Annotated in this window: 15 protein-coding genes; 14 read left to right on the top strand and 1 reads right to left on the bottom strand. The window is 61.7% G+C overall.

The features are described 5' to 3' along the window. Window positions 1-13 precede the first annotated feature (13 nt). The 4 genes from atpD to DNJ95_RS15475 all read left to right on the top strand — a co-directional run bounded on the left by atpD (window position 14) and on the right by DNJ95_RS15475 (window position 4193). Window positions 14-1390 carry a F0F1 ATP synthase subunit beta gene (gene atpD, locus DNJ95_RS15490; protein ID WP_131185633.1) on the top strand — a complete coding sequence of 459 codons (1377 nt, stop codon included), beginning with the start codon at window positions 14-16 and terminating at the stop codon, window positions 1388-1390. Window positions 1391-1477: 87 nt separating this feature from the next. Further along, window positions 1478-1900 carry a F0F1 ATP synthase subunit epsilon gene (locus DNJ95_RS15485; protein WP_276330891.1) on the top strand — a complete coding sequence of 141 codons (423 nt, stop codon included), beginning with the start codon at window positions 1478-1480 and terminating at the stop codon, window positions 1898-1900. Window positions 1901-1985: 85 nt separating this feature from the next. Then, window positions 1986-3347 carry a bifunctional UDP-N-acetylglucosamine diphosphorylase/glucosamine-1-phosphate N-acetyltransferase GlmU gene (gene glmU, locus DNJ95_RS15480; protein WP_131185631.1) on the top strand — a complete coding sequence of 454 codons (1362 nt, stop codon included), beginning with the start codon at window positions 1986-1988 and terminating at the stop codon, window positions 3345-3347. 363 nt (window positions 3348-3710) lie between these two features. Continuing rightward, window positions 3711-4193: a TonB-dependent receptor domain-containing protein gene (locus DNJ95_RS15475; RefSeq protein WP_131185630.1), complete on the top strand. Its 483-nt coding sequence runs from the start codon at window positions 3711-3713 to the stop codon at window positions 4191-4193. A 101-nt stretch (window positions 4194-4294) separates the two neighbouring features. Here the strand turns inward: DNJ95_RS15475 and DNJ95_RS15470 are convergent, their stop codons facing one another. Next, window positions 4295-4843: a gamma carbonic anhydrase family protein gene (locus DNJ95_RS15470; protein WP_131185629.1), complete on the bottom strand. Its 549-nt coding sequence runs from the start codon at window positions 4841-4843 to the stop codon at window positions 4295-4297. Window positions 4844-5081: 238 nt separating this feature from the next. On the opposite strand from DNJ95_RS15470, the gene prlC reads away from it, so the two are divergent. From prlC to azu, 10 genes are all read left to right on the top strand, one after another. Next, entirely contained in the window at window positions 5082-7133 is a 2052-nt protein-coding gene (prlC, locus tag DNJ95_RS15465) for an oligopeptidase A (RefSeq protein WP_131185628.1), read from the top strand. Then, window positions 7130-7408 carry a YheV family putative zinc ribbon protein gene (locus DNJ95_RS15460; protein WP_131185627.1) on the top strand — a complete coding sequence of 93 codons (279 nt, stop codon included), beginning with the start codon at window positions 7130-7132 and terminating at the stop codon, window positions 7406-7408. The genes prlC and DNJ95_RS15460 overlap by 4 nt, the downstream gene beginning before the upstream one ends. A gap of 89 nt (window positions 7409-7497) precedes the next feature. After that, entirely contained in the window at window positions 7498-8280 is a 783-nt protein-coding gene (locus tag DNJ95_RS15455) for a DUF1835 domain-containing protein (protein ID WP_131185626.1), read from the top strand. 92 nt (window positions 8281-8372) lie between these two features. Then, on the top strand, window positions 8373-9224 hold the full coding sequence (locus DNJ95_RS15450; RefSeq protein WP_131185625.1) for a class I SAM-dependent methyltransferase: 852 nt from the start codon (window positions 8373-8375) through the stop codon (window positions 9222-9224). Between the two features lie 141 nt (window positions 9225-9365). Next, entirely contained in the window at window positions 9366-10337 is a 972-nt protein-coding gene (locus tag DNJ95_RS15445; protein ID WP_131185624.1) for a bile acid:sodium symporter family protein, read from the top strand. A gap of 73 nt (window positions 10338-10410) precedes the next feature. Further along, window positions 10411-11472, top strand: coding sequence for a PA0069 family radical SAM protein (locus tag DNJ95_RS15440; RefSeq protein ID WP_420824378.1), 1062 nt, complete (start codon window positions 10411-10413; stop codon window positions 11470-11472). Window positions 11473-11581: 109 nt separating this feature from the next. Beyond that, the gene (locus tag DNJ95_RS15435) at window positions 11582-11815 is read left to right on the top strand and encodes a hypothetical protein (RefSeq protein WP_131185622.1); all 234 of its coding nucleotides are present in this window, start codon (window positions 11582-11584) and stop codon (window positions 11813-11815) included. After that, window positions 11796-12011: a sigma factor-like helix-turn-helix DNA-binding protein gene (locus DNJ95_RS15430; RefSeq protein ID WP_131185621.1), complete on the top strand. Its 216-nt coding sequence runs from the start codon at window positions 11796-11798 to the stop codon at window positions 12009-12011. Before DNJ95_RS15435 ends, DNJ95_RS15430 begins: the two co-directional genes overlap by 20 nt. Window positions 12012-12155: 144 nt before the next feature. After that, complete coding sequence (locus DNJ95_RS15425; RefSeq protein ID WP_131185620.1) at window positions 12156-12782, top strand: SCO family protein; 627 nt, start codon at window positions 12156-12158, stop codon at window positions 12780-12782. A gap of 324 nt (window positions 12783-13106) precedes the next feature. Further along, window positions 13107-13556, top strand: coding sequence for an azurin (gene azu, locus DNJ95_RS15420; RefSeq protein WP_131185619.1), 450 nt, complete (start codon window positions 13107-13109; stop codon window positions 13554-13556). Window positions 13557-13747: the final 191 nt, after the last annotated feature.

Raw genomic sequence — 13747 nt, 5'->3', positions numbered from 1 at the left:
AGAGGAACCAAACATGAGTAGCGGACGTATCGTTCAAATCATCGGCGCCGTTATCGACGTGGAATTTCCGCGCGATCTGGTGCCGAACGTCTATGACGCGCTGAAAGTCAGCGGCGCCGAGACCACCCTGGAAGTCCAGCAACAGCTGGGTGACGGCATCGTCCGTACCATCGCCATGGGCTCGACCGAAGGCCTCAAGCGTGGCCTGGATGTCAGCAACACTGGCGCCGCCATCTCCGTACCGGTTGGCACCGCCACCCTGGGCCGGATCATGGACGTACTGGGCAACCCCATCGACGAAGCCGGTCCGATCGGCGAAGAAGAGCGTTGGGGCATCCACCGCGCCGCTCCGAGCTATGCCGACCAGGCAGGTGGCAACGAGCTGCTGGAAACCGGCATCAAGGTCATCGACCTGGTCTGCCCGTTCGCCAAGGGCGGTAAAGTCGGTCTGTTCGGGGGCGCCGGTGTCGGCAAGACCGTGAACATGATGGAGCTGATCCGCAACATCGCCATGGAGCACAGCGGTTACTCCGTGTTCGCCGGTGTGGGCGAGCGTACTCGTGAAGGTAACGACTTCTATCACGAGATGAAGGACTCCAACGTTCTGGACAAGGTAGCCCTGGTCTATGGCCAGATGAACGAGCCGCCAGGAAACCGCCTGCGCGTGGCACTGACCGGCCTGACCATGGCCGAGAAGTTCCGTGACGAAGGCCGTGACGTGCTGCTGTTCGTCGACAACATCTACCGCTACACCCTGGCCGGTACCGAAGTGTCCGCGCTGCTGGGCCGTATGCCGTCCGCGGTGGGTTACCAGCCGACCCTGGCCGAGGAAATGGGCGTTCTGCAAGAACGCATCACTTCCACCAAGCAAGGTTCGATCACTTCCGTGCAGGCGGTCTACGTACCTGCGGATGACTTGACCGACCCGAGCCCGGCGACCACCTTCGCCCACCTGGATGCCACCGTGGTTCTGTCCCGCGACATCGCTTCCCTGGGTATCTACCCGGCGGTCGATCCGCTCGACTCCACTTCGCGCCAGCTCGATCCGCTGGTGATCGGCCAGGAGCACTACGACACCGCCCGTGGCGTGCAGTACGTGCTGCAGCGCTACAAGGAGCTGAAGGACATCATCGCGATCCTCGGCATGGACGAGCTGTCGGAGTCCGACAAGCAACTGGTATCCCGTGCCCGTAAGATCCAGCGCTTCCTGTCCCAGCCGTTCTTCGTGGCCGAAGTCTTCACCGGTTCGCCAGGCAAGTACGTTCCGCTCAAGGAAACCATCCGTGGTTTCTCCGGCATCCTCAATGGTGATTACGATCACCTGCCGGAGCAGGCGTTCTACATGGTCGGCGGCATCGACGAAGCCATCGAGAAAGCTGCGAAACTGTAACTGGCGCGCCCGTTCGCGGGCGCCGATCCGGGCCTGGCGGCGCGTCGAGCGCCTGCCGGGGCCGACTACCGAGGCAATAGTATGGCTATGACAGTCCACTGTGACATCGTCAGCGCGGAAGAAGAGCTGTTCTCGGGGCTGGTGGAAATGGTCGTTGCCCATGGCCACCTGGGTGACCTGGGCATCCTGCCAGGCCACGCGCCATTGCTGACCGATCTCAAGCCGGGCCCCGTGCGTGTGATCAAGCAGGGTGGCGAGGAAGAGATCTTCTATATTTCCGGCGGCTTCATCGAAGTCCAGCCGAATATGGTCAAGGTCCTGGCCGATACCGCCACCCGTGCCAAGGATCTCGACGAAGTCGCTGCACAGGCCGCCGTCAAGGCTGCCGAAAAGGCGCTCAATGAGAAGGGTGCGGAATTCGACTACGGCTCCGCCGCAGCTCGTCTGGCCGAAGCCGCCGCGCAACTGCGCACCATCGAGCACCTGCGCAAGAAGTACGGTCGCGGCTGATCGCCCGCCCGTTTCATCTTGCACGAGTAAAAGGGTAGCCTTGGCTACCCTTTTTCTTTTTCCGAAACCGTACAGGATCGTTTTCATGTCCCTCGATATCGTCATCCTCGCCGCTGGCCAGGGCACCCGCATGCGTTCCAGCCTGCCGAAGGTACTGCATCCGGTCGCCGGCAAGCCCATGCTTGGTCATGTGATCGATACGGCTCGCCAGTTGCAGCCTCGGGGTATCCATGTGGTGATTGGGCATGGCGCCGACAGCGTGCGTGAACGCCTTGGGGCGGATGACCTGAATTTCGTCTTGCAGGCCGAGCAATTGGGCACTGGCCATGCCGTGGCCCAGGCGCTGCCGGTGCTGACGGCCGAGCGGGTGCTGATTCTCTACGGCGATGTGCCGCTGATCGAGAAAGGCACGCTGGAGCGTCTGTTGCAGAAGGTAGGCGCCGAGCAACTGGCTTTGCTGACGGTCGAGCTGAACGATCCCACGGGCTATGGCCGCATCGTGCGAGACGAAGCAGGGGTGGTCATGGCCATCGTCGAACACAAGGACGCCACTGCCGAGCAGCGGCTGATCCGCGAGGGCAATACCGGCATCCTGGCCGTGCCGGGCAGCCGCCTGGGCGACTGGCTGGGGCGCCTGTCCAACGGCAATGCCCAGGGCGAGTACTACCTGACCGATATCATCGCCATGGCAGTGGGCGATGGCTTGGTGGTGGCTACCGAGAAGGCCGAGGATGCGATGGAGGTGCAGGGTGCCAATGACCGCATCCAGCTTTCGCAACTGGAGGGCCACTACCAGCAACGCCTGGCCAATCGCCTGATGGCGCAGGGCGTGACGCTGATCGATCCCTATCGCTTCGATGTGCGTGGCGAGGTCAATATCGGCCGCGACGTGACTATCGATATCAACGTGATCCTCGAAGGACGCGTGGTCATCGAAGACGATGTGCAGATCGGTCCGAACTGCGTGATCAAGGACAGCACCCTGCGCCAGGGCGCGATCATCAAGGCCAACAGCCACCTGGAAGGTGCCGAGGTCGGCGTGGGTGCCGACTGCGGTCCTTTCGCCCGCCTGCGGCCCGGCAGCGTGCTGGGGGCCAAGGCCCATGTCGGCAACTTCGTCGAACTGAAGAACGCCGTACTGGGCGAGGGCGCCAAGGCCGGCCACCTGAGCTACCTGGGCGATGCCGAGGTGGGCGCGCGCAGTAATATCGGCGCCGGCACCATCACCTGCAACTATGACGGTGCCAACAAGCACCGCACCGTGCTGGGCGAGGATGTCTTCATCGGCTCCAACAGCTCGCTGGTGGCGCCGTTGGTGCTGGGCGACGGTGCTACCACTGGCGCCGGCTCCACCATCACCGAGGATGTGCCGGCGCACACCCTGGCCCTCGGCCGTGGCCGCCAGCGCAATATCGAAGGCTGGAAGAGGCCGGAAAAGCAGCGGTAAGCCGCAAGCGGCAAGCAAGAGCAGAAGGCTCGCAAACCGCCACCTTCCCGCTGCTCTATAACAATGGGCAACCCACCGGGGCGGATGCTGCCGACAACGATACCCCTGCCTGGGCTTATTACGATCACGAGCTGAAGAATGTTTTCGCCTCCATCGAGCACCAGTTCGATTCCGGCTGGAGCCTCAAGAGCGATCTCAGCCATGCCGAGTACGACCATGACGCGACAGGCGCAGGCTTGAGCGGGACGTTCAGCCAGGCAACGGGGGCGGGCGGTAGTGCCATGTTCCAGCGTTATGCTGGACACAGTGAGCAAGACAATCTCGACACCTATGTCACAGGACCTTTTCGCTACTTGGCCATGAGTGCTCAACGCCAGCCTTTCCCTGTTCAAGACCGATCAGGAGAATCTGGCCGTCTGGAATGGCACCCTCTATTCCTATGTCAGTACGACGGTGACCACCGAGGGTGTCGAGCTGGAGCTCAATGGCGAGCTTGCCGAGGGATGGCAGTTCAGCAGTGGTTATGCATACAGCGTCAGCCGTAATGACGACAACGAACGCATTCTGATGCGGGCTCCATTGCACAGCCTGAAAACCTTCACCACTTACCGACTGCCGGGTGCGTTCAACAAGCTCACGGTCGGCGGTGGCTTCAATTGGGAAAGCAGGACCCATGACGGTGCGCAAACCGAACAGAGCAGTTATGCATTGTTCAACCTGTGGGGGCGCTATGAAATCAGTGAAAACCTGTCTGCCTCGATCAATATCAACAAACTGTTCGACAAGGAGTACTACCTCTCTATCGCAGGCAACAGTGTGGCCTATGGAGCCCCCGTAATGTCATGACATCGTTGACCTATAACTATTGATGCCCCGTACGGGCTCCACCCCTGCACAAGCGCAAGCCATGGGTTCCACGTGGAACCCATGGCTCTGAAGGGGGTCGGTCATTCGCTTGCGCCATAACCCTCGGCCAGGTACTGGTCCTTCAACCTGGCATAGTTGTCCGCGCTGTAGCCGAAGAACGCCCGCTCCTGGTCGCTCAGCGGGCGGGCCTGTTTGACCGGGCTGCCGATATAGAGATAGCCGCTTTCCAGGCGCTTGCCAGGGGGCACCAGGCTGCCGGCGCCGATCATCACTTCGTCCTCGATCACCGCGCCATCCAGCACGATGCTGCCCATGCCGACCAGCACCCGGTTGCCCAGGGTGCAGCCATGCAGGGTGACCTTGTGGCCCACGGTGACTTCGTCACCGATGGTCAGCGGGAAGCCGTCGGCGTTGAAAGGGCCGGCATGGGTGATGTGCAGCACGCTGCCGTCCTGGATATTGCTGCGGGTACCGATACGGATACGGTGGATATCGCCACGAATCACCGTCAGTGGCCAGACCGAGCTGTCCGCCCCCAGTTCGACATCGCCCAGTACCACGGCCGACGGATCGACGAATGCACCTTCACCCAGCTTCGGGGTGATGCCTCGAAAACTGCGAATTGTCACCTTTGTCTCCTCCCAGGCTGCGCGAAAGGCCGATTGTATTTAAGATGATGGCCTGTCGGCTGGACCTGCATCCTACAGGGCAAGCGCGCTATGCTGCCAAAGCCTTCGATGAAAAGCGCTGGAGGCTGGAAAGCTGGACGTAGAAGCTCCAGTTTCGCGTTCTTCGAGCGCATTGCACGATTGCCCTGCTGTATCCGAGGTCGCCGTTTCCTGCCATTCATTCCGTTGGGTACCTGACGTGAGCCTGAACAATCCTCTCTTGCAACGCTTCGACCTGCCGCCGTATTCCGAGATTCGCCCGGAGCACGTCGAGCCGGCGGTCGACCGTATTCTCAGTGACAACCGTGCGGCGCTGCCGGCGCTGTTGCAGCGCCCGGCAGACAGCCTGGACTGGAACACCCTGGTGGTCGGCCTGGACGAGCTGAACGAGCGTCTGGCCCGTGCCTGGAGCCCGGTCAGCCATCTGAATGCCGTCTGCAACAGCCAGGAACTGCGCAGCGCCTATGAAGCCTGCCTGCCCAAGCTATCGGCCTACTACACCGAACTGGGGCAGAACCATGAACTGTTCGAGGCTTACCAGGCGCTGAGCCAGAGCCCCGAGGCAGCAGGTTTCGATGTGGCGCAGAAGACCATCATCGAGCACGCGCTGCGCGATTTCCGCCTGTCCGGCATCGACTTGCCGGCGGCCGAGCAGCAGCGTTTCGGCGAGATCCAGATGAAGCTGGCGGAACTGGCCAGCCGTTTCTCCAACCAGTTGCTGGACGCCACCCAGGCCTGGACAAAACACATCACCGACGAAGCGCAACTGGCCGGTATCACCGATTCGGCCAGGGCGCAGATGAAACAGGCGGCCGAGGCCAAGGGCCTCGATGGCTGGCTGATCACCCTGGAATTCCCCAGCTATTACGCGGTGATGACCTACGCCGACGGTCGCGCCCTGCGCGAGGAAGTCTATGCCGCCTACAGCACGCGGGCGTCCGAGCAGGGGCCGAATGCCGGCCAGTTCGACAATGGCCCGGTGATGCAGCAGTTGCTCGACCTGCGCCAGGAACTGGCCAGGCTGCTGGGCTTCGGCAACTACGCCGAACTGTCGCTGGCGACCAAGATGGCTGACTCCACCGAGCAGGTGCTGGGTTTCCTGCGCGACCTGGCGGTGCGCAGCAAGCCGTTCGCCGAGCAGGACCTGGCGGAGCTGCGGGCGTTCGTCGCCGAGCAGGGCGTGGATGACCTGCAGAGCTGGGATGTCGGTTACTACTCGGAAAAACTGCGCCAGCAACGCTATGAGCTGAACCAGGAGGAACTGCGCGCCTGGTTCCCGATCGACAAGGTGCTGTCGGGGCTGTTCGCCATCGTGCAGCGCCTGTACGGCATCGAGATCCACGAACTGGAGGGTTTCGATGCCTGGCATGCGGATGTGCGCCTGTTCGAAATCCGGGAAAACGGCAAGCATGTCGGGCGCTTCTTCTTCGATCTTTACGCCCGTGCCAACAAGCGTGGCGGCGCCTGGATGGACGGCGCCCGCGACAAGCGGCGCGATGCCGAAGGCGAACTGGTCAGCCCGGTGGCCAACCTGGTGTGCAACTTCACCCCGGCGGTGGGCGAGCGCCCTGCGCTGCTGACCCATGACGAGGTCACCACGCTGTTCCACGAGTTCGGCCACGGCCTGCACCACCTGCTGACCCAGGTCGAGCATGCCGGCGCCTCGGGCATCAATGGCGTGGCCTGGGATGCGGTCGAGCTGCCCAGCCAGTTCATGGAGAACTGGTGCTGGGAGCCGGAAGGCCTGGCGCTGATCTCCGGCCACTACCAGACCGGCGAGGCACTGCCCCAGGCGCAACTGGAGAAGATGCTGGCGGCGAAGAACTTCCAGTCCGGGCTGATGATGGTGCGGCAACTGGAGTTCTCGCTGTTCGACTTCGAACTGCACGCCACCCATGGCGATGGCCGTGGCGTGCTGGAGGTGCTCGAAGCCATCCGCAGCGAGGTTTCGGTGCTGCGTCCGCCGGCCTATAACCGTTTCCCCAACAGCTTTGCGCATATTTTCGCGGGTGGTTACGCGGCGGGTTACTACAGCTACAAGTGGGCCGAGGTGCTGTCCGCCGATGCCTTCTCGAAATTCGAGGAGGAAGGCGTGTTCAATGCCGACACCGGCCGTGCCTTCCGCCAGGCGATCCTGGCCCGCGGCGGCTCGCAGGAGCCGATGGTGTTGTTCGTCGACTTCCGTGGCCGCGAGCCGTCCACCGATGCCCTGCTGCGCCATCTGGGGCTGAGTGGAGAGGAGGCGGCATGAGCGAAGCGCCGGTGGTCACCTCCAAGCGTTTCATCGCCGGAGCGGTGTGCCCGGCCTGCAGTACGGCGGACAGTATCCGCATGTGGAACGTGGATGCGGTGCCGCACCGCGAATGCGTTGAGTGTGGCTACAGCGATACGCTGGACGAGCGTGGCAACTCGGTGCCGCGCGAGTTGCCGACGCGGGTCAATATCAGCGCCCTGCAGCCCAGGGCCGCCGATCCCGCGGTACAGACGGTGCAGTTCTTCCCCAACCCAAGGTTGAAGAAGCCGTAGTAGCGGCCTTGGCCGCGAAGCGCTGATGTGTTGATGGGCTGCGCCCTGTTCGCGGGATAAGTACTGGTGATAACGGACAGGGAGGCGGCATGTGGCATCTGGTCTGTGGCGATGCGGCGGTGGAAGGCGTGTCTTTTGTCCTGGGAGCTGAGTGTGCGCGGTCATCCTTGCGGGTCTTGCGCGATGACCTGGCAGTTGGGCCCCTGCACGATATAGACCTGCCGCCATGCTGTGCGCGGGCCGAATTCTGGCGCACCGTCTGGCCGGCCGAGATGCCGCCGTTGCCGAAACTCGAAGAGTCCCTGAGCGAGGATGCGCGGTGGCTGGCTGACCTTGCCCGGCAATCGCGTGCGGTAACCGTCTGGCAGGGAGACAGCGCTGCCGAGCAATTGTTGCTGGCGCGTGTGGCGGCGATGCTGCTGGACTCGGACACCGAACTGTGGGAGGTGGCCTGCGGCACGGGCGACAGTTCGGGTGGCAGGCGCCGGGCGGTGGCTATGCATGAGCCACAGGCCCTGGCTACCCTCTACCTGCCTCGGCGGGTTGCTCCCGAGCGACAGCGCACGCTGGCTGGGCAGTGGCGCCAGGCTGTGCAGGAGAATGCCAGGATTCGCCGCTGGCATGGCTCGGCCTTCCATGGCGAGGATTTCACCCGCATCGATAAGCAGTTGCTGGCAGCCATCTCGCCGCAGTGGCATCCCCTGGGCCAGGCCATGGCCGATGTGATGAAAAACTGCGATGGTTTCTTTGCCACGGACATGCTGTTGTTCTGGCGGGCCAGGGTCCTGGTGGAGCAGGGGCTCATCGAAGCGCAAGGCAATGCTGGCGAAGGTTATGCCGGCTGGCGTGCTCGGCGAGTGAACAAAACTTAATGTACTAATTTCTCATATGAGAATATCTTTCGTTAACTGCGGGGCATCACCTCGAAGGGAGGTGATCGCACACGGATGGGAAGATATTCATCATGGCGATACAACAGCCCATTGATCCGGGGCTTCAGGGTGTTCCGGAAACCATGCTGATGACGGTCTGGAACCGTTCGCGTCATTCGCAAGGCGGCGATGCCCTGCTGGACGATCCTCTTGGCGAGGGACTGGTTCATCGCCTGAACTATGATTTTCGTGGCCATTTCGGCAAGCCCCATCCTGCCCACGCCATCCGTTCCCGTTATGCCGATGAGCGTCTGCGGGATTTTCTGGCACGCTTTCCCGGAGGCACGGTAGTGGCCCTGGGTGAAGGTCTGGAAACCCAGTTCTGGCGTGTCGATAATGGCCGCGTGATCTGGTACTCGGTGGACCTGCCGGAAGCGATCGCTATCCGCCGTCGGCTATTGCCCGAATCCTCGCGCAATTATCTGGTCGAGTGCTCGGCCCTGGACCATGCCTGGCTCGAGCGTATCGTCAGTGAACGTGCTGGGCCGATTTTCGTCAGTGCTGCCGGCTTGCTGATGTATTTCGAAGCCGAGCAGGTGCTGGCATTGCTGCGGGCCATCGTCGAGCGCCTGGGGCAGGGCGAGCTGTTCTTCGATACCATTCCGCCGTGGTTTTCCCGCAAGACGTTCAAGGGCTGGCAACTGACGCCCAGCTATACCGCGCCAGTGATGCCCTGGGGAATCGAACTGGGCGATCTGCCGTCGTTCATTGGCCAGGTCGAGGGGCTGCAACTACGCGAATGCCTGACCTATGCCGAGCCCTGGCCGCGCTATATGCCGATGCTGGCGTTGCTCTCGCGTATTGGCTGGGTCCGTCGCCGGCTGGCGCCGGGGCTGGTGCATGCGGTATTCGAGCGCGCAGCGGATCAAAGCCATAAGGCATAAGCGGGATTCACCATTCACAGGCCGCCCCAGTCTTTACAGGGGGCTGTTCCCGCGTATGCTCGGCAGCTTCAAGCTTCAAGCTTCAAGCTGTCAGGCCCCTGGCTACCCCCTTGTGATTTCGCTGCTTCTGGATGAATCTGCATGTCCCGTCCCCGTCTTTTGCCCGATAACTTCACGCTGACACTGATTGCCGTGGTTGGCATTGCCTCGCTGCTGCCCTGCTCCGGTCAGACGGCGGTGGCGTTCGGCTGGATCACCAACCTGGCGATCGCCCTGCTGTTCTTCCTGCATGGTGCCAAGCTGTCGCGCGACGCAATCATCGCCGGCGCCGGCCACTGGCGTTTGCATCTACTGGTGTTTGCCTGCACCTTCGTCCTCTTTCCGTTGCTCGGCCTGCTGCTCAAGCCGGTACTGGCTCCTCTGGTGGGAACCGAACTGTACCTGGGCATCCTCTACCTCTGCGCCTTGCCCGCCACGGTGCAGTCGGCGATCGCCTTCACGTCGCTGGCGCGGGGCAATATCCCGGCTGCGATCTGCAGTGCGGCGGCTTCCAGTCTGATCGGTATCTTCCTCACGCCACTGCTGGTGCTGCTGCTGATGGGCGCGCAGGGCGAGGCTGGCTCCACCCTGGATGCGGTGGGCAAGATCGTCGTGCAACTGCTGTTGCCCTTTATTGCCGGGCAGATCGCCAGGCACTGGATCGGCGCCTGGGTGCAGCGTAATCGCAACTGGCTCAGGTACGTCGACCAGAGTTCCATCCTGCTGGTGGTCTATACCGCCTTCAGCGAAGCGGTGATCGAAGGTATCTGGCAGCAATTGCCGCTGTCGACCCTGGCCGCCCTGCTCTTCGCCTGTACGCTGTTACTGGCGCTGGCGCTGTTCATCACCGCCTGGCTGGGCAAGCGCCTGGGCTTTTCCCTGGAGGATCGCATCACCATTCTCTTCTGCGGCTCCAAGAAGAGCCTGGCCACCGGGGTGCCGATGGCCCAGGTGCTGTTCGCTGGCGGGGGGATAGGCCTGCTGATCCTGCCGATCATGTTGTTCCACCAGATCCAGTTGATGGTGTGCGCTGTGCTGGCGCAGCGCTATGCACAGAGGCCCGAACAGTCCTGAGATCGTGACGGGTTTCCCGATGGGGCGTTTCATGTTCTGATACTGTTTTTATATACAGTATTGGAGCATGGCCTTGGACAGCACTTCGACACCGCGTGGCCGTGGTACGGCCTGCAACCCCGGCAACCGTTTCGCAGCGACCCACAGTGAAGCCTTCGATGACGGCTGGCAGCAGGAAGTACCGACCTGCCAGGCTACCGAGGTGCGCTTCGAACAGGCCAGGTCGGTGATCAGTCGAAATCGTTCGCCGGACCTTGGCTTCGATCGTTCGGTCAATCCGTATCGGGGCTGCGAACATGGCTGCATCTACTGCTTCGCGCGGCCGACGCATGCCTATTGGGACCTCTCGCCCGGGATCGATTTCGAGACACGGTTGATCGCCAAGAGCAACCTGGCGGAGCGCCTGGAAGAGGAATTGAGTCGCCCCGGCTACCGACCGCGGCCCATCGCCCTGGGCATCAATACCGATGCCTACCAGCCGCTGGAGCGTGAGCTGCGGCTGACCCGCCAGGCTCTGGAAGTGCTGCTGCGCTTTCGCCATCCGGTACATCTGGTTACCAAGAGTTCGCTGATATTGCGTGATCTCGACCTTCTGTCGGCCATGGCCGAGCAACGGCTGGTGAGTGTGGCCGTGAGCCTTACGACTCTGGATAATTCGCTCAAATGCATCATGGAACCACGCGCGGCTTCACCGTCGGCGCGGGTGCGGGTCATGCGCCGGCTGGATGAGGCCGGTGTTCCGGTTGGCATCATATGTGCCCCGGTCATTCCGATGATCAACGACATGGAACTGGAACATCTGCTGGAGGCTGCCCGTGGCGCGGGCGCGACTTCGGCGGGCTACATCCTGCTGCGTCTGCCGTATGAGGTCGCCGGCCTGTTCGAGGACTGGCTGGCAAGGCACTTCCCCGAGCGCGCCGGGCATGTGATGAGCCTGGTGAGGCAGACACGAGGGGGCCAGGTATATGACAGTCGTTTCGGTAGCCGCATGCGTGGGGAAGGTGTGTTCGCGGAATTGCTGGGCCAGCGTTTTCGTCTGGCCAGCAAGCGCTTCGGCTTTTCCCGCAGGGACGAAGCCTGGGCTCTGGATAGCAGCCGTTTCTCCCCCCCGGGGCAGCAACTGGGCCTGTTTTGAGAAGTGGATGTCAATCATGGAAATATTTGTTGACTGGATAAAGGCTGGCCAATTGTTGTAGATTGAACTGTATGTTCCATGTTAGTTAAAAGTAACAAAGGAAGTCATTATGGATCGGAACGATCAAGTGGTGGATGACGAACGCTTTGCCAGGGCTGCCGAGTTGTTGCTGGCAGTCACGGGGGAGCCTGAAGAGCCGACCCATTTGCGCAATCTCATTGATTGGGTTGAATCCGACGAGCGCAACAAGGCCGCATTCAAGGAACTGGAGCGGGTATGGCAAGTGACGGGGGACGTTTTGCAACGCGAACCGGGGCTTGTGCATGACGACTCGGCACACTGAGAGTGGTACGAATGCCTGGGCCTTGCTGGAACACGCGCTGAGCGCATTGCCACGTGATACGTCACAGGTATTTCTGTTGCGCACACGGGAACGGCAATCGGTAGAGCAGATCGCGGCGTCCCTGAGCCTCGCGCCTTCCGAAGTCGAGCGGCAACTGATCGAGGCAATGACCTTCATTCGACTGTTCAGGGCCTGAACGATACGTCGACAGGCTGCGGCAGTGGGCCGCATGCGACAATGGTTACTCGAAAATCCACTGTTCGGCGTCCGTTCCCGCTGTTCATCATGGCTCGGGTCGATCACTATCCGCCTTCGAATATTTCGAGACTCGGGATGGGGCATGACACGTATCCAGAAAACGGTTTTCATTTCTCTGGCCTTGATCGCGCTGATAGCCGGCCTGATCCTATCCAGGGCCTTCGACAGGCCGGCGGACCTCGACCCGGCACGGCTGGTCGAAGCGGGTATCGTGCTGTTGCCGCAGCCGCGGCTGTTGCCGGAACTGGAGTTGACCAACCAGGACGGTGAGCCGGTCCGGGTCGACCAGTTGAACGGTCGCTGGAGCTTGCTGTTCTTCGGCTATACTTTTTGCCCGGACATCTGTCCGACGACCCTGGTCGATCTGCGCCAGTTGAAGGAAATGTTGCCGCCGGAGATGGCCGAGCGACTGCAGCCGATACTGGTCAGTGTCGATCCACGGCGCGATACGCCGGAGCAGCTCAAGCAGTACCTGAGCTATTTCAAGTCCGGTTTCCAGGGGTTGACCGGGCCCCTGGGCAATATCCAGGCGTTGGCCAACTCGGTTGGCATTCCTTTCATTCCGGCTGATCCCGCCAGCGAGAACTACACGGTGGACCACAGCGGCAACCTGGCCATCATCGGCCCGGATGGCCGCCAGCATGGCTTCATCCGCGGGCCCTTGAAGGTCAGGCAACTGTCTGAGCAATTGCCACCGCTGATCCGCTAGGGTCTGGCAGTTCAGCTGCGCCCGAGCCAGGGCCCCACTGGCGTACGGAAAGGCCGCTTGTTGGCACCAAGTGCTTAGTCAATCGCTACCTGTGGACGGGTGGCAGCCTGGCCTGCAACAGGCATAATGGGAAAAGCATATGAGAATCTGCCGTGTTGCTGACACGCATCAAAGCAGGCGGAACCCGTTGATGGTCGGATGAACCGGTCGAGAAACAAGGCGGGAACGGGTGATCGATGAACACCCCTCGCTGTATGTGAAGCCGAGCGAGAGAGACTCGGCGACTGTTATCGATTCACCTACAACAAACCCTTAGGAGTTGCCATGATTCGTAAAGTACTCGTTGCATCCGTTCTGGCTATGGCCGCCGCCCCTGTATTCGCTGCCGACTGCTCGGTGACTGTCACCGGCACCGACCAGATGACCTGGGACGTCAAGAACATCGATGTCAGCAAAAGCTGCAAGGAATTCACCGTCAACCTGAAGCACAGCGGCAGCATGCCCAAGCAGGTCATGGGCCACAACTGGGTGCTGGCCAAGGCTGGCGACTTCCAGCCGGTTTCCTCCGAGGGCATGGCCCAGGGGCTCGACAAGAACTACGTCAATGACGCCGACGCTCGCGTCCTGGCTCACAGCAAAGTGATCGGCGGTGGCGAGAGCGACAGCATCACCTTCGATGTATCCAAGCTGGCCGCTGGCGAGGAGTACACCTATTTCTGTTCCTTCCCGGGACACTTCTCCATCATGCGCGGTACGCTGAAACTGGTCGACTGATCCCCCTAGGGGTTTCGCCGGCTGCACAGGATCCCCGCTCTTCGCTCGAAGGCGGGGATTTTTCATGTGCGCCCAGCATGGGCGCACTCCTGTGGGTGCAAGTCCCACCGTAAGCTGATCACCGCGAACGAAGTGAAGCGCAACTGCGTGAGGGCGACCGAGCGTGGGGAGGAAGGGTAGAGCGTAATCTG

Source organism: Stutzerimonas kirkiae (assembly GCF_004327335.1).
GTDB classification, from domain to species: domain Bacteria; phylum Pseudomonadota; class Gammaproteobacteria; order Pseudomonadales; family Pseudomonadaceae; genus Stutzerimonas; species Stutzerimonas kirkiae.
The sequence above is the reverse complement of the archived record's forward strand: the minus strand, read 5'-3'. Positions and strand labels throughout refer to the sequence as shown.